General features: G+C 65.3%; 25 protein-coding genes and 1 pseudogene. 14 read left to right on the top strand and 12 right to left on the bottom strand.

Annotated elements, in window-relative coordinates; translation table 11 throughout:
* Position 1 precedes the first annotated feature (1 nt).
* A complete protein-coding gene (locus tag FIU85_RS12740) occupies positions 2 to 607 on the top strand; it encodes a hypothetical protein (RefSeq protein WP_152494053.1) in 606 nt (201 codons plus the stop codon).
* 198 nt (positions 608 to 805) lie between these two features.
* Here the strand turns inward: FIU85_RS12740 and FIU85_RS12735 are convergent, their stop codons facing one another.
* From FIU85_RS12735 to FIU85_RS12720, 4 genes are read right to left on the bottom strand one after another with little or no spacing between them, the layout of a single operon-like run.
* The gene (locus FIU85_RS12735; RefSeq protein ID WP_152497149.1) at positions 806 to 1,408 is read right to left on the bottom strand and encodes a pyridoxamine 5'-phosphate oxidase family protein; all 603 of its coding nucleotides are present in this window, start codon (positions 1,406 to 1,408) and stop codon (positions 806 to 808) included.
* Complete coding sequence (locus FIU85_RS12730; RefSeq protein ID WP_152497148.1) at positions 1,395 to 2,135, bottom strand: 1-acyl-sn-glycerol-3-phosphate acyltransferase; 741 nt, start codon at positions 2,133 to 2,135, stop codon at positions 1,395 to 1,397. The genes FIU85_RS12735 and FIU85_RS12730 overlap by 14 nt, the downstream gene beginning before the upstream one ends.
* Positions 2,132 to 3,037 carry an ABC transporter permease gene (locus FIU85_RS12725; protein WP_152497147.1) on the bottom strand — a complete coding sequence of 302 codons (906 nt, stop codon included), beginning with the start codon at positions 3,035 to 3,037 and terminating at the stop codon, positions 2,132 to 2,134. Before FIU85_RS12725 ends, FIU85_RS12730 begins: the two co-directional genes overlap by 4 nt.
* On the bottom strand, positions 3,034 to 3,711 hold the full coding sequence (locus FIU85_RS12720; RefSeq protein WP_152497146.1) for a cell division ATP-binding protein FtsE: 678 nt from the start codon (positions 3,709 to 3,711) through the stop codon (positions 3,034 to 3,036). Before FIU85_RS12720 ends, FIU85_RS12725 begins: the two co-directional genes overlap by 4 nt.
* A gap of 163 nt (positions 3,712 to 3,874) precedes the next feature.
* Between FIU85_RS12720 and FIU85_RS22615 the strand changes: the two are divergent.
* Together FIU85_RS22615 and FIU85_RS12715 are read left to right on the top strand one after the other, a co-directional pair.
* Positions 3,875 to 3,931 (top strand): annotated as a pseudogene (locus tag FIU85_RS22615) (hypothetical protein); the annotation flags it as partial.
* Between the two features lie 18 nt (positions 3,932 to 3,949).
* Entirely contained in the window at positions 3,950 to 4,810 is an 861-nt protein-coding gene (locus FIU85_RS12715; RefSeq protein WP_254702898.1) for a hypothetical protein, read from the top strand.
* 49 nt (positions 4,811 to 4,859) lie between these two features.
* On the opposite strand, the gene FIU85_RS12710 is transcribed toward FIU85_RS12715, so the two are convergent.
* From FIU85_RS12710 to argH, 5 genes are read right to left on the bottom strand one after another with little or no spacing between them, the layout of a single operon-like run.
* Positions 4,860 to 7,505 (bottom strand): TIGR02302 family protein, encoded by a 2,646-nt coding sequence (locus tag FIU85_RS12710; RefSeq protein WP_152497144.1) that lies wholly within the window; start codon positions 7,503 to 7,505, stop codon positions 4,860 to 4,862.
* A gap of 37 nt (positions 7,506 to 7,542) precedes the next feature.
* Entirely contained in the window at positions 7,543 to 8,808 is a 1,266-nt protein-coding gene (gene lysA / locus FIU85_RS12705) for a diaminopimelate decarboxylase (protein ID WP_152497143.1), read from the bottom strand.
* A gap of 43 nt (positions 8,809 to 8,851) precedes the next feature.
* Complete coding sequence (locus FIU85_RS12700; RefSeq protein WP_368372964.1) at positions 8,852 to 9,109, bottom strand: DUF2834 domain-containing protein; 258 nt, start codon at positions 9,107 to 9,109, stop codon at positions 8,852 to 8,854.
* Between the two features lie 44 nt (positions 9,110 to 9,153).
* Positions 9,154 to 9,387 carry a hypothetical protein gene (locus FIU85_RS12695; RefSeq protein WP_152497142.1) on the bottom strand — a complete coding sequence of 78 codons (234 nt, stop codon included), beginning with the start codon at positions 9,385 to 9,387 and terminating at the stop codon, positions 9,154 to 9,156.
* Positions 9,384 to 10,775 (bottom strand): argininosuccinate lyase, encoded by a 1,392-nt coding sequence (gene argH / locus FIU85_RS12690; protein WP_152497141.1) that lies wholly within the window; start codon positions 10,773 to 10,775, stop codon positions 9,384 to 9,386. Before argH ends, FIU85_RS12695 begins: the two co-directional genes overlap by 4 nt.
* On the opposite strand from argH, the gene FIU85_RS12685 reads away from it, so the two are divergent.
* Positions 10,774 to 11,358: a TlpA disulfide reductase family protein gene (locus FIU85_RS12685; protein ID WP_254702897.1), complete on the top strand. Its 585-nt coding sequence runs from the start codon at positions 10,774 to 10,776 to the stop codon at positions 11,356 to 11,358. The genes argH and FIU85_RS12685 overlap by 2 nt on opposite strands.
* Here the strand turns inward: FIU85_RS12685 and FIU85_RS12680 are convergent.
* The gene (locus FIU85_RS12680) at positions 11,355 to 11,582 is read right to left on the bottom strand and encodes a hypothetical protein (protein WP_152497139.1); all 228 of its coding nucleotides are present in this window, start codon (positions 11,580 to 11,582) and stop codon (positions 11,355 to 11,357) included. The genes FIU85_RS12685 and FIU85_RS12680 overlap by 4 nt on opposite strands.
* Before the next feature lie 104 nt (positions 11,583 to 11,686).
* Entirely contained in the window at positions 11,687 to 12,721 is a 1,035-nt protein-coding gene (locus FIU85_RS12675; protein ID WP_152497138.1) for an AraC family transcriptional regulator, read from the bottom strand.
* Between the two features lie 153 nt (positions 12,722 to 12,874).
* On the opposite strand from FIU85_RS12675, the gene ttcA reads away from it, so the two are divergent.
* The 10 genes from ttcA to FIU85_RS12625 all read left to right on the top strand — a co-directional run bounded on the left by ttcA (position 12,875) and on the right by FIU85_RS12625 (position 22,829).
* The gene (gene ttcA, locus FIU85_RS12670; RefSeq protein ID WP_152494065.1) at positions 12,875 to 13,744 is read left to right on the top strand and encodes a tRNA 2-thiocytidine(32) synthetase TtcA; all 870 of its coding nucleotides are present in this window, start codon (positions 12,875 to 12,877) and stop codon (positions 13,742 to 13,744) included.
* 61 nt (positions 13,745 to 13,805) lie between these two features.
* Positions 13,806 to 15,311: a putative bifunctional diguanylate cyclase/phosphodiesterase gene (locus tag FIU85_RS12665; protein WP_368372963.1), complete on the top strand. Its 1,506-nt coding sequence runs from the start codon at positions 13,806 to 13,808 to the stop codon at positions 15,309 to 15,311.
* A gap of 102 nt (positions 15,312 to 15,413) precedes the next feature.
* Positions 15,414 to 17,255 (top strand): membrane protein insertase YidC, encoded by a 1,842-nt coding sequence (gene yidC, locus FIU85_RS12660; protein WP_152498249.1) that lies wholly within the window; start codon positions 15,414 to 15,416, stop codon positions 17,253 to 17,255.
* Positions 17,252 to 17,998, top strand: a complete 747-nt coding sequence (locus tag FIU85_RS12655) for an MOSC domain-containing protein (protein ID WP_172978881.1) — start codon at positions 17,252 to 17,254, stop codon at positions 17,996 to 17,998. The genes yidC and FIU85_RS12655 overlap by 4 nt, the downstream gene beginning before the upstream one ends.
* A complete protein-coding gene (gene yihA, locus FIU85_RS12650) occupies positions 17,998 to 18,648 on the top strand; it encodes a ribosome biogenesis GTP-binding protein YihA/YsxC (protein ID WP_152497136.1) in 651 nt (216 codons plus the stop codon). The genes FIU85_RS12655 and yihA overlap by 1 nt, the downstream gene beginning before the upstream one ends.
* A gap of 197 nt (positions 18,649 to 18,845) precedes the next feature.
* Entirely contained in the window at positions 18,846 to 19,709 is an 864-nt protein-coding gene (argB, locus tag FIU85_RS12645) for an acetylglutamate kinase (RefSeq protein ID WP_152497135.1), read from the top strand.
* Positions 19,710 to 19,784: 75 nt separating this feature from the next.
* Positions 19,785 to 20,579, top strand: coding sequence for a sterol desaturase family protein (locus tag FIU85_RS12640; protein ID WP_152497134.1), 795 nt, complete (start codon positions 19,785 to 19,787; stop codon positions 20,577 to 20,579).
* Positions 20,576 to 21,214 (top strand): ferredoxin, encoded by a 639-nt coding sequence (locus FIU85_RS12635; protein ID WP_172978880.1) that lies wholly within the window; start codon positions 20,576 to 20,578, stop codon positions 21,212 to 21,214. The genes FIU85_RS12640 and FIU85_RS12635 overlap by 4 nt, the downstream gene beginning before the upstream one ends.
* Positions 21,211 to 21,705 carry a histidine phosphatase family protein gene (locus FIU85_RS12630; RefSeq protein ID WP_152497133.1) on the top strand — a complete coding sequence of 165 codons (495 nt, stop codon included), beginning with the start codon at positions 21,211 to 21,213 and terminating at the stop codon, positions 21,703 to 21,705. Before FIU85_RS12635 ends, FIU85_RS12630 begins: the two co-directional genes overlap by 4 nt.
* The gene (locus FIU85_RS12625; RefSeq protein ID WP_254702896.1) at positions 21,702 to 22,829 is read left to right on the top strand and encodes an acetoin utilization protein AcuC; all 1,128 of its coding nucleotides are present in this window, start codon (positions 21,702 to 21,704) and stop codon (positions 22,827 to 22,829) included. Before FIU85_RS12630 ends, FIU85_RS12625 begins: the two co-directional genes overlap by 4 nt.
* 18 nt (positions 22,830 to 22,847) lie before the next feature.
* Here the strand turns inward: FIU85_RS12625 and FIU85_RS12620 are convergent, their stop codons facing one another.
* A complete protein-coding gene (locus FIU85_RS12620) occupies positions 22,848 to 23,615 on the bottom strand; it encodes an amino acid ABC transporter ATP-binding protein (protein WP_103763501.1) in 768 nt (255 codons plus the stop codon).
* Between the last annotated feature and the right edge of the window lie 11 nt (positions 23,616 to 23,626).

The following is a 23,626-nucleotide window of genomic DNA, read 5'->3' as shown; positions in this document are numbered from 1 at the left end:
CATGCGCGATTGGGTTCCCGTCGCGGATCTGCAAAAGGATCACGCGCCTTTTGCAGATCCCAACTTCAAGCTGGCTGTGATCGACGCCCTGATGTCGAATGGCACGCTCGATCTGGGCGACGAGTGGACGTTTCAGGACCGGCTCAGCAAGGGCCAGTACGATTACGAACGCGACGGCTACACCCTGAACCGCGCGTTCCTCAGCTACTTCCGCCAGTACCCCCTGACCGCCGCGCATCTGGCCGCGGTCGAGGAACTCTGGTTCGACGGCGGCTTGGATATTTACGGCTGGATCTTCACCTTCTGGGGCGGCGAAACCGAAGATTTCGACATCGACAGCCTGGCCGACCTGGCGCTTCTGCCCAATCTGCGGGTGTTCGGATTTTCCGCGATGCACGACGCCAATGATCTGGCCGCCTATCTCCGCGCCCCCAAGCTCGAGGTGCTGGACCTCGGGCTGATCGGCAGACCCTGGCGCAACTGGGACGCACTTCTGCAACTGCCCAAGCTGCGAAAGTTCCGGTACTTCACGACGGACCACGCGCCAGAGGCGGATGAAGTCTTGGCCACGTTGAGGGCCCGAGGCGTCACGATCAACGAATACTAAGCCTGACCGCGCCACCTAGTGCTTACCCGTCCCGGACCTGATCCGGGACCTCGTAGGGTGGGTGAAAACCCACGTCCGCCCATTCCGATCGCACGGTCTGTAAACCTTTGCCGCCTCGAAAAAATACCGACGCGATGCCACCCGAATACCGACGCGATACCGACGTGGATTTTCGCCCGTTAACCCTTCACACCTCACCTACCACATCGTCTTCGCCGCCCGGGCGTTCCATCCGGCGTCATACTCCGCGCCACCCTCTTTTCCATCCGAGGCCTCGGCCAACAACTCGCCCACTGTCGGCAAGCCGTCACTGTCGTCCCGGCTCCACAACCCAGCCCGGATCGTGGCCCGCGCGCACTGGCTGTAGATCTCCGAAATGGCGATGACAATCACCGTCGCCGGGTGTTTGCCCGCCTGCTCGAACCGGGCGCGCAGACCCTCGTCGGCGGTCAGTTTCGCGGTGCCGTTCACCCGCACCACGGTGTTCGATCCCGGCACTATGAACATCAACGACACACGCCCGTCCGACACGATATTCCTCAGCGAATCCAGACGGTTGTTCCCGCGCCAATCCGGCATCGCCAGCGTGGTCTCGTCCAACTCCAGCACCACCGGGCCGTCATCCCCGCGCGGGCTGCCATCGGTGCCGTCCGGGCCGACCGTGGTCAGCACGCAATAGCGCGAGGTCATGATCCATTTCCGGTAAAGCGGCGTCAGCCGATGCACCACCTTGCGCGTGCTGGCGACGGCAGGCGTTCCGTAAAGCGCCTCCAGCGCCTTGATATCGTTAATGAACTTCATCCGGATCGAACCCCGCTTCGCGCATCAGGCGGTTGGAATTGCTCTCGATCGTCTGCTCCAGCCGCGCCATGAATTCCTCCTTGGGCAACCCCGCCTCGATCGCCGGCAGGAACTCCACCACCCCCGTTCCGGGCCGCCGCATCACGCCCTTGCGTGGCCAGACCAGCCCGACATTCGTCGCCACGGGAACGCAGTCTTGCGCCATCTCCTGATACAGGATTGCCGAGCCGATCTTGTAGGGCGCCTTCACCCCGGGCGCGATGCGCGTGCCCTGCGGGTAGATGATCAGCTGCCCTGGCCGCAGACGCCCCCGGCCGACATCGGCAATCATCTTCTTGATCGCCTGGCTGCGCTTGCCCCGGTCCACGGGCACGCAGCCCAGTTTCAGCGCGTATTGCCCGATGATCGGGGCATACATCAGCTCGCGTTTCATGATGAACTTGCCGGCCGGAACACTGGCGAATATCAGGATAATATCCAGGAAAGATTGGTGCTTGGCGACGATCAGGCATTCCTGCGTGGGCGGTGTGCCGCGCACTTCGGTCTTCAGCCCCACCATCCAGCGCGCGGTCCAGCGGACCCAGGCGCACCACGCCTTGCAGGCGGCGTTCGCGCCCCGCGAGGCCACCAGCGCCCAGGGCAGGAACACGATCCCGATGGGCAGCATCATGAAATAGATCTGGCCCACGAAGATCGCCGATCTGACCCATTGCAACGCGTGTCTCATGGCGTGTCCTTCAGCGTCTTGCGCGCCGCCGCCTGGGTCGCGGAAAAGGCCACTCCGGCCGCCAGCGGCGGTATCACCAACAGCCACACCCATTGCCAGCCGCGAAAGCCCAGTCCGGTCAGGAACCCGCCTTCGTCCTGCGCGGCGGGCAACAGGAAAACAGCCAGCCCCGCCAGCGCGGTGCCCACCGCCGCCCCGGTCAGGGCCCTAAGGGTAAAGCGCCGCACGAAGGCCTGGGCGATATACGTGTCGCGCGCGCCGACGAGACGCAGCACGCCGATCACCTGCGTGTTCGCCGCCAGCGCGGCATTGGCCGCCAGCGTGATCATCGCCGCCGTCGCCGCCCCGATCAGCAGGATCGAGATATAGCCCAGCATCCGCAGCCGCGTGGCCGCGCTGACAAGCGGCCTGCGCCAGCGCGTATGATCATCCAGCACCGCCCCCGGAACGTCGGCCGCCAGGCGCAGCCGCAGCCCGCCGGCGTCAAAGCCCTCGCCCTCCTCGATCACTTCGATCAGTTGCGGAATGGGCAGCGTGTCCACCGGCAGGTCGGGTCCGAACCAGGGCTCCAGCAGGGCGCGCTGTTCATCGGGGTCCAGCGCCCGGGCCGAAGCCACGCCCTTGGTCGTTTCCAATATCTTCAATGTCGCCGCCGTCTGCGCCGCCATCTGGCCCTCGGGCGCGGAAATCCGGATGGTCGAGGACCGCGCCAGTTCCGATCCCCAGCGATCGGCCAGCCGCCCCGTCGCCATCGACAAGGCCAGCGCGAACACCGCCAAAAACGCCATCGCCGCCGCGCTGAACAGCGTCAGCGACGCGGTAAAGCCAGTCGGCGGCACAACCCGGTCGGCCTGCGTATCGCCGACGATGAACTCGGTCACTCGGGTGAAATCCACCTTCACAGGTCCGCCCCCGCCAGTTGCAGCCGCCGGTTCGAGATGCGCAGGACACGCGCCTGCACGTGGCTCTTGGCGGCGCGGATCAGCGCAAGGTCATGGGTCGCGACCATGATCGTCTTGCCCATGCGGTTAAGTTCGATCAGCAGCCGCAGCAGGCGCTGGGACATCTCCCAGTCGACGTTGCCCGTGGGCTCGTCCGCCAGCACGGCATCGGGCGACATGATGATGGCCCGCGCCAGCGCCGCCCGTTGCCGCTCGCCCCCCGACAGTTCCGGCGGCAGCGCGTCGGACCGCGATTTCAGCCCGACCCAGCCGATCAGTTCCTTGAGGTTCGCGGACTCGTTCAGCAGGTCGCGCCCGGACACCATCAGGGGCAACGAGATGTTGTCGGCTACGCTCAGGTGATCCAGGAACTGGCAATCCTGGTGCACCACCCCGATCCGGCGGCGGGCATAGGCGATGTCGTCGCGTTCCATCGCGCGCACGTCTGTGTCGAACAGGCGCACCTCGCCCGCGGTGGGCATCAGCGCCCCGTAACAGAGTTTCAGCAAGGTCGTCTTGCCCGCGCCCGACGGGCCGGTCAGAAAGTGAAACGACCCGGCCTGGAGCTTGAGCGAGATGTCACTCAGCAGTTCCCCCCCGCCATAGCTGTAGGCGACGTTTTCCAGCTCGATCACTTCGGCCCCCAATGCATTTTGCCCTTCATGCCCCACAGGACACACTTGTGCAACGACTACGGCACTTACCCTATTGCCTCTTTTCCGGTCGGGTATTTCTGCGTAAGGTTTGCGGAACAAAAAGCACGGATATGCCGGTCAGGCGAAGGCAGCGGGTGGCAAGATGCGGTTGATATGCCCAAATTGCGGGGCGCAATACGAAGTTCCCACGGAAGTCATTCCCGAAACAGGTCGCGACGTGCAGTGTTCCGACTGCGGCTCGACATGGTTTCAGCATCATCCGGATCACGCGCCCGAGGACCTTGTCGAAGAGGAAACCGCTGCTCCCGCAACCGACACGGCGCCGAGCAGCGACCCTCCCTGGCAGGACGATGCGGACGACTATGGCGCCGAGCCGGACGACGCGGAGCATTATGCCCCCGACAGCTATGACTCCGACAGCGCCGAAGATGACGGGGACGATGCCTCCGGCGAAGAAGAGTATTTCCCGGCCGCAGACCACGATGACCCGCCCGCGGAACCGAAGCGCCGCGAGATAGACCCCGCCGTGGCCGACGTCCTGCGCCAAGAAGCCGAACGCGAATACCGCGCGCGCGAGATGGACAATCGCGGCACGGTCGAAACGCAACAGGAGTTGGGCCTGCAGGACACCGACAACGACGCGCAAAGGCGCTCGGAAGAGGCACGCGCCCGCATGGCGCGCCTTCGCGGCGAACCCGAGGCGCAAAAGACCGAGGCCGAGGTCGACGATATCGACCCGTCCTCGCGCAGCAATCTTCTGCCCGATATCGACGAGATCAACTCGTCACTCGACTCCGACGGCAAAAAGGAAGAGAGCCGGTCGGTATCTCCGACGCAGGACGTCACGGCAGTTCCCGGCAAGAGCGGCTTCCGCGCCGGCTTTCGGCTGGCCATCGTTCTGGCGGTGCTGGCGCTGGTGCTTTACGTCTTCGCGCCGCAACTGGCGGAGGCGGTTCCGCAAATGGCAGGGCTCCTGTCCGGCTATGTCGACACCGTGAACGGGTGGCGTGCGGGGCTCAACGACCTGATCCAGAACATGGCAAGCTCGCTTTCCGAAACCGACGCGAGCGGCGGCTGATCCGGCGACCGGGCCACGCGGCTCGGTCATGCGGATCGGTCACGCGGTCTCAGAACCTGTCCAGCAACCGACGCAGATAGTCGAGCTCGACCTCGGGTCGCGCCGTCTCGCCAGAGCGGCGGCGGATCTCGTCCAGAAGCTCCCCGGCCCTGCGATAGATATCCTCGCGCGCGGTGAACTCGCCCTGGTCGCCGGCCAGGCCACGCTGCGACCGGCCCAGCGGGTCCTGCTCGCCGAACTGGCCGGGTGTCTGGCTTTGCGCCTGCCCCTGGCCGGGCTGCGACTGGCTGTTCTCGGCCAGCGCCTCGCCCAGGCTGCGCATCCCGTCCCGCAAGGCATCCATGGCCTCGGCCTGCCGGTCGATCGCCTCGGCCAGATCGTCGCCGCGCAACGCTTCTTCCGCACCCTCCATGGCGCGACCGGCCCGGTCCAGCGCGTCGCGGGCATCCTCGCCGGCCTGACCGCCGACATTGGGCAGGCCCTGCCGCTGGCGTTCGAGTTCGCGGCGCAGCGCCTCCTGCCGGTCCGAAAGGGCGCCGGCCTGGCCGCCCTGCTGGCCCTCGGCGGATTGGTCGCCCTGGCCCTGGCCGGGTTGCTGACCCTCCTGCCGGCCCTGACCCTGACCTTGCTGCTGACCCGGCTGTTGCCCCTGGCCTTGCTGCGAATGCTGCTGGCCCTGGCCCTGGCCGCCATTGCGGCCTTCGTTGCCCTGTGACTCGCCGGCCTGTGCGCCGGGATTGAACTGTTCCTGCAGATCCCGGAACGCCTCGTCCGACAGGCCCTGCTGATCTCGCAGCGTCTCGGCCAGGCCTTCCATGGCCTGCTGACCGGGATTGTCGCCGCCCTGCCCTTGCTGGCCTTCGGCCATCCGCAGGTTCTCCATCATCTGCTGGAATTCTTCCAGCGCCTGCTGCGCCTCGGCAAAGCGGCCCTGTTCCATCAGCTCCTGGATGCGATCCATCATGTCCTGCAGGTCCTGATCGGTCAGCATCTGCATGTCACCCGACTGGCCCCGGTCGGGCTCGTCGGTCTGATCGCCCTCGCGCTGCGCCTGCTGCGATTTCTGGCGCAGGTAATCTTGGGTCGCGTCGCGCAGTTCCTGCATCAGCCGCGCGATCTCGTCCTCGCTCGCGCCGTTCCGCATCGCCTCGCTCAGGCGCTCCTGCGCCGCACGCATCCGCTCCAGCGCGTCGCCGATATCGCCGTCTTCCAACAGGACGGCCAGGTCCCACAGCGCCTGCGCCAGTTCGTCGCGGTTCTCGTCGGTCAGGCTGGCATGGTCGACGAAGGTCTCCAGCCGCCTCAGGATGACGCGCAGTTTCAGATAGGCGGTTTCCGATTTGAACAGGCCCGGTTCAGGGTTGTGCGACACCGCGCGCAACATCTGGCTCACGCGCCGGGCATTGGACTTGGCCCACAGAAGGTCGCGCCGCTGTTCGATCACCGACGCCGCCATCGGGTCGAAAAACCGACGAGCGGGCAGATCCATAACGACCGGCTCGCTTTGCCCCGCCTGGTCGCGCTCGTCGCGCACGTTCAGCGTCAGGCGCACCGGCAGGTGCGCCCAGGGATGCTCCGACAGGTTCTCGATCAGCGTCTCGGCAAAGTCCGCGCGGTCCCCGGTGATCGGCAGCGGCAGGTCCAGCACGATCGGGTCGCGCGCATCCGGCTCGGCGCTCAGGCCATGACGCCTGTCCACCTCGTCCAGCGCCAGCTCGAACCTCGCCGTGCCGCCCACGACGCCATAGTCGTCGCTGGCCTCGAACGGCTGGCTCATCTGCCCGTCAAAGGTGACGTCCAGCCCTTCGGACACCGACGCTTCCGGCGGTGCATCGGGCAGCGCCGTGATCTTCCATTCCTCGCCCCCGGGCCCGTCGATCCGCAGGGTCCCGTCCTTCACGATCTCGAAACTCTGTTCGATATCCGTCGCCGGCGGAACGTCCTCCGTCCGGCCCGACACCGTCTCGGTCATGCTGAGCGCGCCGACCTCGCCGTAGAACCGCAAGGTCAGAAGGCTGCCTTCCGGGGCGCTGAACGCGCCGTCCTGGTCGTTCAGGTAGAGGCTCGGCAAGCCGGTATAGGCCGGCGGCTCGATCCACCCTTCCCAGGTCGGTCCGCTGGCCAGCGCCGCGCCGCCCCCGGGCGTCATCTGCGTCACCGTGCCGGCCCGCCAGATCGACCCGAACAGCAGCGCCACGACCAGGCCCAAAAGCGCCACATAACGCAGTCCGAACGGATCGCGCCGCGCCAGGCGTAAGTCTGGCTCGACCGCCTTGGCCTGCGCCGCGCGGGTCTCCATGCGCTGTATGTGCGCCCGCCACAGCGCCTGCGACCCCGTGTCGCCGCCGCCGATGGCCTGCCGGTCGGCCAGGGCCGCCAGGGGATGCCCCGGCAGCACGCCGTCCATCCGGCGAATCGCCTCGCCCCGCGACGGCCAGGCGAAGCGCCGCGCGCCGATCGCGGCAAAACCCAGCGCCGCGACGCCCGACAGCACCGCCACGATCCACACAAGCTCCACCGGCGCGATATCGTGCAGGCCCAGCATCAGCGCCGCGCAGACCGCGATGATCACGCACCACAGCGGCCAGAACGCCCGCACCAGACGCTCGGCGATCAACCCCGCCCACGTCAGCATCAGCGGGCGTTTCAACCGCTTGATCACCGTGTCGAAAGTGGTGTTCCTTGCCTGTGACATGCATCCCTGCGCGTGGGTTGCCGACGCGACAGCCGCATCACAACCATTGAGGGATGGTATCGCGATTTATCATCTCGTCAAAGGTCGGCCTTGGCCTGATGACGGCAAATTGATGCTCATGCACCAGAACTTCCGGCACCAGCGGCCGCGTGTTGTATTCGCTGCTCATGACGGCGCCATAGGCACCGGCACTGCGAAACGCCACAAGGTCGCCCTCGCCCACCGGCGGCATCGCCCGTTCCCTGGCAAACGTGTCTCCCGACTCGCAGACCGGGCCGACGATGTCGTACTTGGCAGGCTCCGCGCCCGGCGCGGGCTCGCGCACCGGCACGATGTCGTGATAGGCGTCGTACATCGCCGGGCGGATCAGATCGTTCATCGCGCCATCGAGGATCAGGAAATCGCGCCCCTCGCCCGACTTCACATAGATCACCTTGCTGACAAGAAGGCCCGCATTGCCCGCGATCAGCCGTCCTGGCTCGATCTCGACCTCGCAGCCCAGATGCCCGACGGTTTCCTTGATCAGCGCCCCGTAATCCGTGGGCAGCGGGGGCGCCATGTTGGACCGCTCATAGGGAATGCCCAAGCCGCCGCCAAGGTCCAGCCGGGTGATCTCGTGACCGTCGGAGCGCAGCGCTTCGGTCAGCTCCGCCACCTTGCGATAGGCCAGCCGGAACGGCTCCAACTCGGTCAGTTGGCTGCCGATATGCACGTCGATCCCGATCACCTTGAGGCCCGGAAGCCGTGCCGCCTCGGCATAGACCTCGCGCGCCCGCGCAATCGGGATGCCGAACTTGTTCTCGCTCTTGCCGGTGGCGATCTTGGCATGGGTCTTGGCGTCCACGTCCGGGTTCACCCGCACCGTGATCGGCACCTCCACGCCCAGCGACACCGCCACCTCCGACAGCGCCGCCATTTCCGGCTCGCTTTCCACGTTGAACTGCCGCACGCCGCCTTCCAGCGCGATGCGCATTTCCTCGCGGGTCTTGCCGACGCCGGAGAACACGATCTTCTCGCCCGGCACGCCGGCCGCCCGCGCCCGCCGGTATTCCCCGCCCGAGACCACGTCCATCCCCGCGCCAAGCTGTGCCAGCGTTTTCAGGATCGCCTGGTTGCTGGCCGCCTTCATCGCGTAGCACACCAGGTGCGGTATCCCGTCCAGCGCCTCGTCGAACAGCCGGAAATGCCGCGTCAGCGTGGCGGTCGAGTAGCAATAGAATGGCGTGCCCACATCCGCGGCGATCTCGGCCACGGGCACATCCTCGGCATGAAGCTCGCCGTCCCGGTAAAGAAAATGATCCATCGCGCGCTTTTTCTTGCTGAAAATACTCAAGGGTCCACGGGTCTTACCCGCGCCGCATCCTCAGAAACAGATAAAGCGGCAATCCGCAACTGACCCCGATGCAAAAGGTCGCCGGAATCGCAATGAGGCGCAGCCAGTCCTGCGCCTGCGACGCTTCCCAGATCACCCAGAGCGTCAGCGCCACGGCCGCAATCGTCAGATCCCAGACCAGCCCGCTGGTCGCGGCATTGGCGTGCCAGGCCTCGACCATGCCCATCAGGCTGTATCCGTTCGCGTTGAACCACGCCACGAACCAGGCCATCGGGTGAATCGCTCCCCAGACGGCCAGAGCCAGGAAGACGTACTTCAAAACACCGTGCCCACGTGAACCGACACGTTACCGCTGACGACGGACGTGCCCACACTGGCCCGCGACCCGTTGGTGCCCACGGTCAGTGACCCGTTCAGGTTTGGCCGCACCTGCGTGGAATCATTCCGCGCCACAGTATTGTCGGCTTCGCTGCCCGGCGGAATCGGCTCGCCATCCACGCCGCAGCCCGCCAGCACCATAAGGCCCAGACAAGCGATCACACCTTTCATCCCAGGATCTCCTTCCAGCGATCAACCTGAAGGCGCACCTGCTCCGGCGCGGTCCCGCCATAGCTCATGCGCGAGGCGACAGAGTTGTGCACGCCCAGCACATCATAGACCGTTTCGTCGATTTCGCCATGCACAGATTGCATCTCCTCCAGGCTCAGCTCCGGCAGGTCGCACCCCTTGGCCTCCGCCTTGGCCACCAGCGCGCCGGTGACGTGATGCGCATCGCGGAAGGGCAGGCCCAAGACCCGCACCAGCCAGTCCGCCAGGTCCGTCGCGGTCGAGAACCCGGCCCCCGCCGCCGCTTCCAGCGCCTCCCGGTTGGCGGTCATGTCGCGCACCATCCCGTCCATCGCGGCCAGTGCCAGCATCAGGTTGTCGGCGGCGTCGAACACCTGTTCCTTGTCCTCCTGCATGTCCTTGGAATAGGCTAGCGGCAGGCCCTTCATCACCAACGTCAGCGCCACGTTCGCGCCGAAGATGCGCCCGATCTTGGCGCGGATCAGTTCGGCCGCATCGGGGTTCTTCTTCTGCGGCATGATGCTCGACCCGGTCGAGAACCGGTCGCTCAGCGTGACGAAGCGGAACTGCGCCGAGGACCAGATCACCAGCTCCTCGGCCATCCGGCTGAGGTGCACGGCGCAGATGCTGGCCACCGACAGGAATTCCAGCGCGAAATCCCTGTCGCTCACCGCATCGAGGCTGTTCGCCGCAGGCCGGTCGAACCCCAGCTCTTTCGCCGTCATCTCCCGGTCGATGGGAAAGGACGTCCCGGCCAGCGCGGCCGCGCCCAGCGGGCATTCGTTCATCCGTTTACGCGCATCGCGCACCCGGCTCAGATCCCGCCCGAACATCTCGACATAAGCCATCATGTGATGCCCCCAGGTGACGGGTTGCGCCACCTGCAAATGGGTGAACCCCGGCATCACCCAATCCGCGCCCGCCTCGGCTTGCGCAAGGCACGCTTTCATCAGCGCCACCAACGCCGCGTCGCAGGCATCCAGCTGATCGCGTACCCACAGCTTGAAATCCGTCGCCACTTGGTCATTCCGGCTGCGCCCGGTGTGCAGCCGCCCTGCCGGCTCGCCGATCACCTCCTTCAGCCGCGCCTCGACATTCATGTGAATGTCTTCCAGCGCCTTCGAGAACGGGAAATCCCCGCTATCGATCTCTGACAACACCGTGACCAGGCCTTCCCGCATCGCCTCGGCATCGCTATCACTGACGATACCCGTCGCGGCCAGCATGGCCGCATGGGCGCGCGACCCGGCGATATCCTGCGCCGCGAGGCGCTTGTCGAAATCTATCGAGGCATTAATTGCCTCCATGATCGCATCGGGCCCGGCGGCAAACCGGCCGCCCCACATCTTGTTGGAGGTCTTTTCTGTCATGTCTGAACTCGTCGGAGGCGCTGTGAAATCTCTGAAGTCCATCGTCCTTTATATGGCCCTCGCACTCGGTGCAAACGCCGCAATGGCGCAATCCGCCGACATCACAGACCTGCGCGACGGCGACATGAAGAAACTGGTCGTCCATTCCGAGGCCAAGCCGGTGCCCGCCGAGGCCTTCAAATCCGAAGACGGCGGCGACCTGACCCTGGCGGACTTCCAGGGCAAGATCACCCTGGTCAATTTCTGGGCCACCTGGTGCGCCCCCTGCCGCCACGAGATGCCGATGCTCTCGGACCTTCAGGCCCAGTTAGGCGGCGACGATTTCGAGGTCGTCACCATCGCCTCGGGCCGCAACGCGCCGGCGGCGATGAAGAAATTCTTCGACGAGATCGAGGTGGATAACCTGCCGCTGCACGCCGACCCGAAAATGGGGCTGTCGCGCCAGATGGGGGTGCTGGGCCTGCCCGTCACCGTCATCCTCGACCGCGAAGGCCGCGAAATTGCACGCCTTCAGGGCGACGCCGACTGGAGTTCCGACAGCGCCAAGTCCATCGTGCAAATTCTGATCGACGCCGGCGCTTAACGCCCGCGCTTGCCGTCATCTTCAAGCTGCGGCAGAGACTGAACCGACGCACCTGCCGAACCCCTTGTCGATGCGATGGGTTTGCCGCGTGATTTGCAGGTAAACGCGCCTTTTTCCGGCCATTGGGTCGGGACGCTGGCTGGATTGCCGAACCCCATCGCATGAACAGGGTCGCACGCCAGTGCCGCCAGAATGGCAGCAGCATTCAGGGTCATTTTGATCATCGGATATCTCCTTGCTGGTATGACTGCCCCGCAAGCTGCGCCCAATGGGCTTGGCATTCTTCCTCGTTTCGAAATCGCGATGGAAAATCCGGAATCGATGCGGCTTATGCCGAAATCGAGGCGTATTCCTTCAGGCAGGTCCGCCGGTAATCGGTCGGCGTCTGGCCCGTCACCGTCCGAAACGCCTTGTTGAACGGTGCCAGCGAAGCAAAGCCGCACTCGTAGGCGATTTCCAGCACGGTCTGACCCGATCGTTCGGGCTCGGCCAGCGCGGCCTTCGCCGCATCTATCCAGTAGCCATTCACGAAACTGGCGAAATTGCGAAAGCCAAGGTCCCGATTGATCGCCTTGCGCAGCCGGTGCTCGGGCAGGCCTAACTCCTCGGCCATCGCGCCGATGGTCAGCCCCTCCCGTCGCCAGATCTCGTCGCGCATTGCGGTCTCGATCCGGTCCAATGCCGGCTTGTCCACCAGCCGCAAATCCCCCGCCTGCGGCTTTGGGCGAGGCTTTTCTTCGGTCCAGATATCGCTGCCCGGCCGCAAGGCCCAATGCGCGAAAACGATCGCGAACGCCAACAGCGCCACCGCGTGCGCCGTGCCGTACCAGTCAGGCCGCAGCGCGTCGGCCAAGGAGACATCCAGCAGCGTTTTCGACACACCAAACACCGCAATAGCACTCACGAAAACGACACGGAAAGACCTGCGGTGCTCTACCAGATCCCCTTCCGCCGTCGTCACAACCACCCACAGCAGCCCCGCATAGAGAAGCAGATTTAATGCGACCTGCACACCGCCCAGCTGCGGCGGCGCAAAACAGAGCGCCGTCACGAGCCCCGCAAGGCAGAAAAGTGGAAGGCCCGAGCGCCTGCGTTCCGCAGCCTCCATGAACACGTCCAGCACAAACCAACTCAGCGCCAGCGGCATGAAATGCCCAAGCACAAAGGCCACCGCCCTTGCGTCTGCGGACCACACCGTGCCCATGCCCTGTTCGACCGCCATGCTGGCTGTCAGGCACAGTGCAATGGCGCCAAGGGAATAGGATTTCGCCCGTGTCCTGCCGTTTGACCACAGCAGGATGAAGCACAGAAAACAGACACCGATCAGGGCGCCGCGTATCATCAGGTCGGTCTCCGCCAGCATGAGCCATCTCCATAATCTATGAACAGTCTACACCACTCACCGCGGCATCGGCTGGTCGATTCCGAAAAACGATCCGCTTTTGCAGGAATCGACCAGCTTCCGGTCGTGCAACACCGCTTGCCGCTGCGCGTCGTTCCGGGTACATCGCGGGCGATGCTCGACGATGCCGACGATATCCATCCGCTCTTTGCCGGTGCTCCGAAAACCACGGGGTTCCGCAAGCTGCGCAAACGTGTCGTGCGCCAGGCCCGCGAGGCGATCGAACAATATGGCATGGTTGAAAAGGACTCCCGCTGGCTGGTCTGCCTGTCCGGCGGCAAGGACAGCTACACCCTGCTGGCCGTCCTGCACGAGCTGAAGTGGCGCGGCCTTCTGCCGGTCGACATCCTGGCCTGCAACCTCGACCAGGGTCAGCCCGGCTTTCCGGCGACCGTCCTGCCCAAGTTCCTCGAAGACATGGGCGTGCCCCACCGGATCGAGTACCAGGACACCTATTCCGTCGTCGTCGACAAGGTTCCCGCCGGACGCACCTATTGTGCGCTCTGTTCCCGCCTGCGACGCGGACATCTTTACCGCATCGCGCGCGAGGAAGGCTGTTCCGCCGTCGTGCTGGGGCATCACCGCGACGATATTCTCGAAACCTTCTTCATGAACCTCTTTCACGGCGGACGCCTCGCCACCATGCCGCCCAAGCTGGTGAATGAAGAGGGCGATTTGTTCGTCTATCGCCCCCTCGCCCACGTGGCCGAGGCCGATTGCGACCGCTTCGCCCGCGCGATGGACTACCCGATCATTCCCTGCGATCTCTGCGGCTCGCAGGACGGCTTGCAGCGCCAGCAGGTCAAGCAGATCCTCGACGGCTGGGAAGCCAACAGCCCCGGCCGCCGCCAGGTTATGTTCCGCGCCCTGATGAATGCGCGCCCGTCGCATCTGCTCGACCCGAAACTCTTCGACTTCAAAGGTCTTACGCGCGAATCGATAAAATTCGACAGAGAAGACGAAGAGATGCCGCAGTTGCGTTAAGGGGCTATTGAACAACTGGGGATAGCGTCCAGGCGATTGTTTCGCACACGGGATCCTGTCCTTGCGCCAGTACGTGACCTCCCTTCGCTATTCCCTGGCCGCGGTTCTGACGGGACCGCAGGCGCTGGCCTTCCTGCCGGCGCTGGTGCTTGGCGGTTTCTGGCTGGGCGGCGAACCCCTGCTGCTGGCGACGGCCTTGATCGTGCCGCTGGGCCTGGCGTGGCTGCGCCATTCGACACCTTGCAAAACGCCGCCGAACCGTCCCGATCAATTTGAACAGGTTTTGCAGGAAACCCTTGATATCGCGCGCAATTGCCTGCGCAGAACGGGCTGCGTCATCGTCGAGGTCGACGATTTCGGAACCCTGCTCGACCGGCACGGCCAGGCGGCGGCGGATCGGGTACAGAGCTGCATCGCGGATCGCCTTGCCAGCGTTCTGCGGGACCACGACACGCTCATCGCCCTCTCCAGCGGGCAGTTCGGCATCGTGCTGGCCCCCATCCGGCAGCTCGATTCCGAGATCGGCCTGAAATTGGCCACGCGCCTGCAGGCCGCGGCGGAGGAACCGATCTCGGTGGATGCCGCCACGATCTACCTCTCCGCCTCCGTCGGCTTCTGCCTGGACAGTTTCCTGCCCGATGCCTCCGGGCGCGAGCTATCCGATGCCGCCGGCCTCGCCCTGATCGAGGCGCGACGCCACGCGCCATCCGCCATCCGCGCCTACAGCCCCGAACTGCGCCACATTGCCGCCGTGCCGGAAACCCACGCGACAGAGGTTCTGACCGCCTTGGCCGACGGACAGATCAACGCCTGGTTCCAGCCGCAGATTTCCACCGATACGGGCGGCATTTCCGGGTTCGAGGCGCTGGCCCGCTGGGACCATCCCGTGCGCGGCCTGATCCCCCCGGCAGAGTTTCTGCCGGTGCTGCAGAAGATGGGCAAGGCCGACATTCTCGGGATGCGCATCCTGCGCGACGCGCTCGATGCGCTCAAATCCTGGGACGCCGCGGGCTTTGACATCCCGCAGGTCGGCGTCAATTTCTGCGCGGACGAGCTGCGCGATCCCAAACTCGTCGACCGGCTGACCTGGGAACTGGACCGCCACGATATCGCCCCGTCCCGGCTGACCGTCGAAATCCTCGAAACGGTCGTCGCCTACTCTCCCGACGACATGATCGTGCGCAATATCAGCCAGATGGCCAAGCTCGGGTGCCGGATCGACCTCGATGATTTCGGCACCGGCCATGCGTCGATTTCCTCGATCCGCCGGTTCGCGGTCCATCGGCTCAAGATCGACCGCTCCTTCGTCAAGAGACTGGACTGCGACCTGCAACAGCAACGCCTGGTCAACGCGATCCAGTTGATGGCCGAACAGCTCGACCTGGAAACCATCGCCGAAGGCGTGGAAACGGCCGGCGAGCACGCGATGCTGGCCCAACTGGGTGTCGGCCACGTCCAGGGCTTCGGCATCGCCCGGCCCATGCCCGTCGCCCGGACCGCCGACTGGATCACCGACCACATGGGCCGGGTCCAGACGCCTCCGTCCATCGGGCGCAACGCCGGATAGGACGCTCCGCCGCGTCAGGAATCTTTCCAGACCCCTTGACCTTTGCCCCCGCACTCTGTTGAACGCCCCAAGCGAGACAACATGCACGGGTGGCCATCGACGATGGACGAACAGAACCGCAATCTTCTGCTGGCGACGGGCCTCAGCCTGTTGGTAATCCTTGTCTGGTTCCTTGTGTTCCCACCGCCGGAACCGGAAGAGGCCCCCGAGGCAACCACCACCAGCACCTCCACGACCGAGACCGGCACCGCCCCGTCAGAGCCTGCGGGCGATACGGCCACCGTCCCCAGCACGGCCGGCGACACCGCCGCGACCCCCGAGGCGCAACAGGCCGAAGCAGAGCCCGACGACACGCCGCGCGTCGAAATCGACACGCCCACGCTGCAAGGCACGATCTCGCTGCGCGGCGGTCGCATCGACGACCTGCAACTCAAGAAATATCGCGAGACGCTCGAGCCGGACGCGCCCATCGTCACGCTTTTGTCGCCCGCCGGCACCAACCGGGCCTATTACGCGCTCTTCGGCTGGGCGCCCGGCAGCGGCCTGACCCCGGATCAGGTTCCCGGCGCCAACACCGTCTGGGACGTCGAATCCGATGGTCCGCTGACACCCGGAAACCCGCTGGTGCTGACCTGGGACAACGGCGCCGGCCTGACGTTCCGCCGCGAAATGTCCGTCGATGACCGCTCGATGTTCAACGTCGCGCAATCCGTGCAAAACACCGGCGACAGCGCCGCCTCGGTCGCCCCCTACGGCATCCTCGCCCGCCACGGCCTGCCGCCGGACCTCAAGAACTTCTTCATTTTGCACGAAGGCGGCATCAGCCTGACCGACGGCGAGCTGCGCGAGATCGACTACGATGATTTCGAACCCGCCGGCGCGCACGAGAACATCGCCCTGCAAGAGGCCGGCTGGTCCGGTTTCACCGACCACTACTGGATGACCGCACTGATCCCCGGCCAGGCCGAAGGATCGACCTTCTCGACCTTCCAGGACACCAATCGCAACATCTACCAGACCAATATCAAGCAGCGCACCGAAACCGTCGCGCCGGGACAGGAAGTGACCATCCAGACGCGCCTTTTCGCCGGTGCCAAGGAATGGGAAACCATCCGCAACTACCAGAACGAGGAAGGCGTGACCAAGTTCCTCGACTCGATCGACTGGGGCTGGTTCTTCTTCCTGACGAAGCCGATCTTCTGGCTGCTGCACAACCTCAACCAACTGATCGGCAACATGGGCTGGGCGATCATCGCGCTGACCCTGATCATCAAGGCGATCCTGCTGCCCCTGGCCTACAAGTCCTATGTCTCCATGGCGAAGATGAAGGAACTTCAGCCGCAGATGGAGAAGATCAAGGAAAACGCCGGCGACGACCGCCAGAAGCTCCAGAAGGAGATGATGGAGCTTTATCGCAAGGAAAAGGTCAACCCGGCCTCGGGCTGTTTGCCCATCCTGATGCAGATCCCGATCTTCTTCTCGCTCTACAAGGTGATCTTCGTCACGCTCGAGCTGCGCCACGCGCCCTGGATCGGGTGGATTCGCGACCTCTCGGCGCCCGACCCGTCGTCGCTCTACAATCTCTGGGGTCTGCTGCCCTGGGCCGCGCCCGAACCGGGCTCGATCCTGGCGCTGATCTTCATCGGCATCCTGCCGCTCTGCCTCGGCGTGTCCATGTGGCTGCAACAGAAACTGAACCCGGCCCCCACCGACCCGACGCAACAGATGATCTTTGCCTGGATGCCGTGGGTCTTCATGTTCATGCTGGGCAGCTTCGCGTCGGGCCTCGTGGTCTACTGGATCGCCAACAACGTGATCACCTTCAGCCAGCAATACCTGATCATGCGCAGCCAAGGCTACAAGCCGGACGTCTTCGGCAACATCAAGTCCAGCTTCAAGAAAAAGGCCCCGCCCGAGAAGAAATCCGAGGACGGAAAGAAATGATCGCGACGGTTGCAGCGCTCTGGCGTCACCCGATCAAGGGGCACGGCCGCGAAGCGCTGGACACCGTCACCCTGACCGAAGGCCGGACCATGCCGTGGGACCGCCGCTGGGCGGTCGCCCACGAAATGTCCAAGGCCGACGGCACCGAATGGGCGCCTTGCGCGAACTTCTCGCGCGGGGCGAAGACCGGCACGCTCATGGCCATCTCGGCGCGCGTGGACGCGCAGTCGGGCAGCGTTACGCTTACCCATCCGGACCGGCCCGACCTGACCTTCGATCCCGAACAGGACCAGGACGCCTTTCTCGACTGGGTGCGCCCGCTCATGCCCGCCGACCGCGCCCAGTCGGCGCGGCTCGTGCGCGTGCCCGGGCGCGGCATGACCGACACCGACTACCCCTCGATCAGCCTCATCAACCTCGGCTCCAACGACGCCATGACCGACGCGATGCACCAGGGCATCTCCCCCCTGCGCTGGCGCGGCAATATCCACCTGTCCGGGCTGGACGCATGGGCGGAGTTCGATTGGGTCGGCCAGACCCTGCGCATCGGCGAGGCCGAACTGAGTGTACGGGAACCGATCAAGCGCTGCCTTGCCACCACCGCCAACCCGCAGACCGGCGACCGTGACGCCGACACGCTCGGCACGCTGAACACCCGCTTCGGGCACCAGGATTTCGGCATCTACGCGACCGTCACGCGCTCGGGCGACATCCGTGTCGGCGACAGGGTGGAGCCCGTCTGATGGCGCTGCCGTTCCCCCTGGCCGAGCCCGCCAGCGAGGCCTCCGTCGAGCAGGGCCGCAAGCTCTTTGCCGGCGAGGTCACCTTCGTCAAGGGCGTCGTGGCCATGTCCGGCCTGCCCCCCGCCGACCGCCCCGAGGTCTGTTTTGCCGGGCGATCCAATGTCGGGAAATCCAGCCTGATCAATGCGCTGACGGGTCGCAAGGCGCTGGCCCGCGCCTCCAACACGCCCGGCCGCACGCAGGAAATCAACTATTTCGACCTCGGCGGGCAGAGCTATCTCGTCGACCTGCCCGGCTACGGCTACGCCAACGCCCCCCTGGCCAAGGTCGAGAAATGGCAGGCGCTGCTGAAACAGTACCTCTCGGGCCGCGCCACCCTGCGCCGCGCCTTCGTGCTGATCGACGCCCGCCACGGGATCAAGCCGGTGGACGAAGAGATCATGGCCCTGCTCGACAGCTCCGCCGTGACCTTCCAATGCGTGCTGACCAAGGCCGACAAGGTCAAACCCGCCGAACGCGACAAGATGCTGGCACAGGTGCGCACCCGCCTTGCCACCCACGCCGCCGCATTCCCCGAGATCGTCCTGACCTCCTCGGAAAAGGGCGACGGCATCGCCACCCTGCGCGCCATCATCGCCACGCTGGAATAATCCGGGACCGCTCCCGGCTTTTTCTTGCCGGAAATACTCACGGCACAACCGCCGCAACAGGCGACACCGCTCTTCAGGCGCGGTCGGCCCGCACTCCCGCTTCCCTCCCCCGAGGGGAGGGCCAGGGTGGGGGCCACCTAAAGTCTTGCGCGTCAGCGCCCGTCCGGTGATAACGCCTCCGAACAAGGATCCCGCCGATGAAGACCCGAGACATGACCCGCGACAACCTCACCACCGCCCGCACCCTCAGCGAGGCCCTGCCCTATCTTCAGCGCTACGACGACGCCATCGTCGTGATCAAGCTGGGCGGCCACGCCATGGGCAGCGACGTGGCGATGGCCACCTTCGCCCGCGACGTGGTGCTGATGCGGCAGGTCGGCGTGAACCCGGTGATCGTCCATGGCGGCGGGCCGATGATCAACCAGATGCTGGAAAAGCTGAACATCAAGTCCGATTTCGTGAATGGCAAGCGCGTCACCGACGAGGCCACGATGGAAGTGGTCGAGATGGTCCTCTCGGGCCGCGTCAACAAGCGCATCGTGCAGGCGATCAACGCCCAGGGCGGCAAGGCGGTGGGTCTTTCGGGCAAGGATGCGGGCCTCATCACCTGCGTGCCCACCGACCCCAAGCTCGGTTTTGTCGGCACGCCCGACAAGGTCGACCCGTCGATCCTGCACACGCTCTTTCACGACGATGCCATTCCCGTGATCGCCCCGCTCGGCGCGGGCCACCATGGCGAGACCTTCAACATCAACGGCGACACCGCCGCCGGGGCCATCGCCTCTGCACTTCGGGCCGACCGCCTGCTCTTGCTGACGGATGTGGACGGCGTGCGCGATGGCGAGGGCAATATCCTGACCGAACTCACCGCCTCGCAGATCAAGTCCCTGACCGACCAGGGGGTCATCTCGGGTGGCATGATCCCAAAGACGGAAACCGCGCTCGACGCGCTCTCCTACGGGGTGCGCGGCGTGGTCATCCTCGACGGGCGGCTGGATAACGCCGTGCTGCTAGAGCTTTACACCGAACACGGCTCCGGCTCGCTGATCCGGGCAGGGTAAGGCCCGCACACCGCGTCACCGCGTTGTGACCCTTCGTCTCTTTGCGGACACATGCGGATGCAATAAATATACCGCATGGAAAACGAGTTGCTGATCCGCCTGTCCGTCTTCATCGGGCTTTTCGCGGTCCTGGCCCTGATCGAGGCCCGGGCGCCGCGACGCGTGCGCACCCAGCCCCGCAACACGCGCTGGATCACCAACTGGGCCATCGTCATCCTCGACACGCTGACCCTGCGCGCCCTTGCGCTCGCCCTGCCGCTGCTGGCCGTCGGCGCCGCCGTGGATGCCGAGGCCAATGGCTGGGGCCTGATGAACGCCATCGACATCCCCGGCTGGATCGCCGTGGTGCTGACCGTGCTGATCTTCGACCTTGCCATCTGGGCGCAACATCTGGTGACCCACAAGGTGCCGCTTCTTTGGCGCATTCACCGGGTCCACCACGCCGACCGCGATATCGACGTGACCACCGCGATCCGCTTTCACCCCGTCGAAATCGCGCTCTCGATGCTGCTCAAGATCGGGCTCGTCTACCTGCTCGGCCCGCCCGCGCTCGGTATCATCCTGTTCGAGATCATCCTCAACGGCACCGCCATGTTCAACCACGCCAATATCAAGCTGCCGCTGGGGCTGGACGCCGCCCTGCGCAAGGTGCTGGTGACGCCCGACATGCACCGCGTGCACCATTCCGACCAGCGCAGCGAACACGACAGCAATTACGGCTTCGCCCTGTCGATCTGGGATCGTATGTTCGGTACCTACATCGCGCAGCCGGCCAAGGGGCACCACGACATGACCATCGGTCTTCAGTGGCAGGATGACCGCCCCACGCGCCTTGGCTGGTCGCTGGGCCTGCCGTTCTTCCGCGAATGATGACGCTCGACACCATCGCACGGGCCGCCGCCCCGCACCACCTGGATGTCTTCGGTACCGTCACCGGGCCAGAGACACCCGAGGGCATCGGCACCCTCGTGCTGCTCGGCCCGCGCGAGCCCGGCTTCTGGCCCGCCTTCACCGCATCGCCGGAATATGCCGACAGGGCGCCGGACCCGATGGACCGCTGGTCGTCCCGCGTGATCGGCGACCTTGCACACGCGCTACGGGCGACCGCGTTCTTTCCTTTCGGCGGCCCGCCGTTCCAGCCGTTCATCGCCTGGGCAAAGGCCAGCGGGCGGGCGCATTCCTCTCCGGTGGGCCTGTTGGTGCACGATACAGCTGGCCTGATGGTCTCGTATCGCGGGGCGCTCGGCTTTGCCGACAGGCTCGCAACACCCGCGCCTCCGCCCAACCCTTGCGACAGCTGTGTCGCCCGGCCTTGCCTGACCGCCTGTCCCGTCGATGCCTTTGCCAGCGGCTCCTACGACATCGCCGCCTGCAAGGCAGATCTGGACAGACCCGAAAATGATTGTATGTCAAAAGGATGCGCCGTGCGCCGAGCCTGCCCGGTCAGCCAATCCTATGGGCGGCTGGAAGACCAGTCCGCCTTTCACATGAGGGCCTTCAAATGAGACGTCTCGTCCTGATGCGTCACGCCAAATCAAGCTGGGGCGACCCCGGCCTCGACGACCATGACCGCCCGCTGAACAAGCGCGGCAAGCTCTCGGCCGATGCCCTTGGCGACTGGTTGCGCAGCCAGACCATCGTCGTGGACGAGGCGCTGGTGTCCTCCTCGGCGCGCACGGTCGAAACCCTGCAAAGGCTCGGGATCGATTGCGACCGCCAGGTGCTGGATCAGCTTTATCACGCCGGTTCCGGCGACATGCTCAAGACGCTCAGAACCCGTGCCACCGGCCAGACCGTCCTGATGCTGGGCCACAACCCCGGCATCGCCTGGTTTGCCCGCGACCTGATGTTGGCACAGCCCGACCATCCCCGGTTCGAGGACTACCCCACGGGCGCGACCCTCGTGGCGCGGTTCGATATCGACGACTGGAACGCGCTCCAACCGGGCACCGGCAGGTTCGAGGCCTTCGTGACGCCGCGCGACCTCATCGAGTGACCGACGCCGCGTTGCATCCGGTCTTCATCGGGTCCGAGATCTATCGTGGCTCCAGTTACGGCGCGCGCCACCCGCTCAGCATCCCGCGCGTGCCCACGGTGATGGACCTCTGCCGCGCGATGGGCTGGCTGCCCCGCACGCAGTTCCGCGTCAGCCCTCGGGCCAAACCTGCCGCGCTGACCCGGTTTCACACGCCCGCCTATATCACAGCCCTGCAACAGGCCGAGGCGCTCCGCACTATCGACGAGGCCACCCGGACCCGCCACCAGATCGGAACCCTCTCCAACCCGATCTTCCCCGAGATCTATCGCCGCCCGGCCACCGCCGCAGGCGGGTCGCTTCTGGCGGCGGACCTGCTGGCGCAGGGCGGCATCGTCTACAACCCGGGCGGCGGCACGCATCACGGCATGGCCGACCACGCCGCCGGCTTTTGCTACCTCAACGACCCGGTTCTGGCCATCAAGGCCTTCCTCGCACAGGGGCTCACCCGCATCGCCTATGTCGATATCGACGCGCATCACTGCGACGGCGTCGCCGCCGCCTTTCAAGGCGATCCGCGCGTGCTGATGATCTCGACCCACGAAGAGGCCCGCTGGCCCTTCACCGGCGCGCTCGACGACCGCGCGGGCAGCCACGCCATCAACCTGCCCCTGCCGCGCGGCACCCATGACGACGATTTCGCCTTGCTGCGCGACGAGATCCTCCTGCCCGCCGTTCAGGACTGGCGCCCGGAGGTCATCGTGCTGCAATGCGGGGCGGACGCCGTACTTGAAGATCCTCTCGCCCGTCTGGCCCTGTCCAACAATGCGCACTGGCAAGTCATCACGGCCATGAAACAGATGGCACCTCGCCTGCTGGTCCTTGGCGGGGGCGGATACAACCCGTGGACCGTGGGCCGGCTCTGGTCCGGCGTCTGGGCTACGCTCAATGGTTTCGAAATACCCGACCGCCTGCCGGAACGGGCGCGGTCGGTCCTCGCGGCGCTCAGTTGGACCCGCCAGCGCGGCGACCGGCCCGATCACCTCGTCGAAACGCTCCGCGACACGCCCCGCCATGGCCCCGTGCAAAACGAAATACGCCGCCGGGTGCAGGTGCTGCAGGCCCGGCGGCGCGTTTGGGTGTAGGGCCCCGAAGGCCCCCGATCAGTGCCCCAGGATCTGGCTGAGGAACAGCTTCGTCCGGTCGCTTTTCGGGTTGTTGAAGAACTCTTCGGGTTCGTTCTGTTCCACGATCTGGCCCTGGTCCATGAAGATCACCCGGTTCGCCACCTGCCGGGCAAAGCCCATCTCATGGGTTACGCACAGCATCGTCATGCCTTCCTCGGCAAGGCTCACCATCGTGTCGAGCACTTCCTTGATCATCTCGGGGTCAAGCGCAGACGTGGGTTCGTCGAACAGCATGATCCGTGGCTTCATGCACAGCGACCGCGCGATGGCGACCCGCTGCTGCTGACCGCCCGACAGTTGCCCGGGATACTTGTCCGCCTGTTCGGGGATCTTCACCTTTTCAAGGAAATGCATCGCCGTTTCCTCGGCCTGACGCTTGGGGATCTTGCGTACCCAGATCGGCGCCAGCGTGCAGTTCTCCAGGATCGTCAGGTGCGGGAACAGGTTGAAGTGCTGGAACACCATCCCGACCTCGGACCGGATCTTGTCGATGTTCTTGATGTCCGAGGACAGCACCGTCCCGTCCACCTCGATCCGGCCTTTCTGGTGCTCTTCCAGCGCGTTGATGCACCGGATCAGCGTCGACTTGCCCGACCCGGACGGCCCCGCGATGACGATGCGCTCGCCCCGGTGCACCGACAGGTCGATGTCGCGCAGCACGTGGAACGTGCCGTACCACTTGTTCATGTTCTCGATCCGGATCGCGATTTCGTCCGAGACCTGCATTTGAGCGGTTTCCGCCATGGATAACCCTT

The sequence above is a fragment of the Roseovarius sp. THAF8 genome, from assembly GCF_009363735.1.
Taxonomy (GTDB): Bacteria; Pseudomonadota; Alphaproteobacteria; order Rhodobacterales; family Rhodobacteraceae; genus Roseovarius.
Note: the sequence above shows the minus strand (reverse complement) of the source record. Positions and strands in the feature narration are given on the sequence as shown.

What these genes read in the sequence shown, in the direction of transcription:
- FIU85_RS12685 (WP_254702897.1), top strand. Translation starts at nt 10,774, where the DNA reads ATGTCTGAACTCGTCGGAGGCGCTGTGAAATCTCTGAAGTCCATCGTC.
- ttcA (WP_152494065.1), top strand. Translation starts at nt 12,875, where the DNA reads ATGCTCGACGATGCCGACGATATCCATCCGCTCTTTGCCGGTGCTCCG.
- FIU85_RS12700 (WP_368372964.1), bottom strand. Translation starts at nt 9,109, where the DNA reads ATGGCCTGGTTCGTGGCGTGGTTCAACGCGAACGGATACAGCCTGATG.
- FIU85_RS12620 (WP_103763501.1), bottom strand. Translation starts at nt 23,615, where the DNA reads ATGGCGGAAACCGCTCAAATGCAGGTCTCGGACGAAATCGCGATCCGG.
- argB (WP_152497135.1), top strand. Translation starts at nt 18,846, where the DNA reads ATGAAGACCCGAGACATGACCCGCGACAACCTCACCACCGCCCGCACC.
- FIU85_RS12740 (WP_152494053.1), top strand. Translation starts at nt 2, where the DNA reads ATGCGCGATTGGGTTCCCGTCGCGGATCTGCAAAAGGATCACGCGCCT.
- FIU85_RS12655 (WP_172978881.1), top strand. Translation starts at nt 17,252, where the DNA reads ATGATCGCGACGGTTGCAGCGCTCTGGCGTCACCCGATCAAGGGGCAC.
- FIU85_RS12710 (WP_152497144.1), bottom strand. Translation starts at nt 7,505, where the DNA reads ATGTCACAGGCAAGGAACACCACTTTCGACACGGTGATCAAGCGGTTG.
- yidC (WP_152498249.1), top strand. Translation starts at nt 15,414, where the DNA reads ATGGACGAACAGAACCGCAATCTTCTGCTGGCGACGGGCCTCAGCCTG.
- FIU85_RS12730 (WP_152497148.1), bottom strand. Translation starts at nt 2,135, where the DNA reads ATGAGACACGCGTTGCAATGGGTCAGATCGGCGATCTTCGTGGGCCAG.
- FIU85_RS12635 (WP_172978880.1), top strand. Translation starts at nt 20,576, where the DNA reads ATGATGACGCTCGACACCATCGCACGGGCCGCCGCCCCGCACCACCTG.
- lysA (WP_152497143.1), bottom strand. Translation starts at nt 8,808, where the DNA reads ATGGATCATTTTCTTTACCGGGACGGCGAGCTTCATGCCGAGGATGTG.
- FIU85_RS12640 (WP_152497134.1), top strand. Translation starts at nt 19,785, where the DNA reads ATGGAAAACGAGTTGCTGATCCGCCTGTCCGTCTTCATCGGGCTTTTC.
- FIU85_RS12675 (WP_152497138.1), bottom strand. Translation starts at nt 12,721, where the DNA reads ATGCTGGCGGAGACCGACCTGATGATACGCGGCGCCCTGATCGGTGTC.
- argH (WP_152497141.1), bottom strand. Translation starts at nt 10,775, where the DNA reads ATGACAGAAAAGACCTCCAACAAGATGTGGGGCGGCCGGTTTGCCGCC.
- FIU85_RS12695 (WP_152497142.1), bottom strand. Translation starts at nt 9,387, where the DNA reads ATGAAAGGTGTGATCGCTTGTCTGGGCCTTATGGTGCTGGCGGGCTGC.
- FIU85_RS12680 (WP_152497139.1), bottom strand. Translation starts at nt 11,582, where the DNA reads ATGATCAAAATGACCCTGAATGCTGCTGCCATTCTGGCGGCACTGGCG.
- FIU85_RS12630 (WP_152497133.1), top strand. Translation starts at nt 21,211, where the DNA reads ATGAGACGTCTCGTCCTGATGCGTCACGCCAAATCAAGCTGGGGCGAC.
- yihA (WP_152497136.1), top strand. Translation starts at nt 17,998, where the DNA reads ATGGCGCTGCCGTTCCCCCTGGCCGAGCCCGCCAGCGAGGCCTCCGTC.
- FIU85_RS12735 (WP_152497149.1), bottom strand. Translation starts at nt 1,408, where the DNA reads ATGAAGTTCATTAACGATATCAAGGCGCTGGAGGCGCTTTACGGAACG.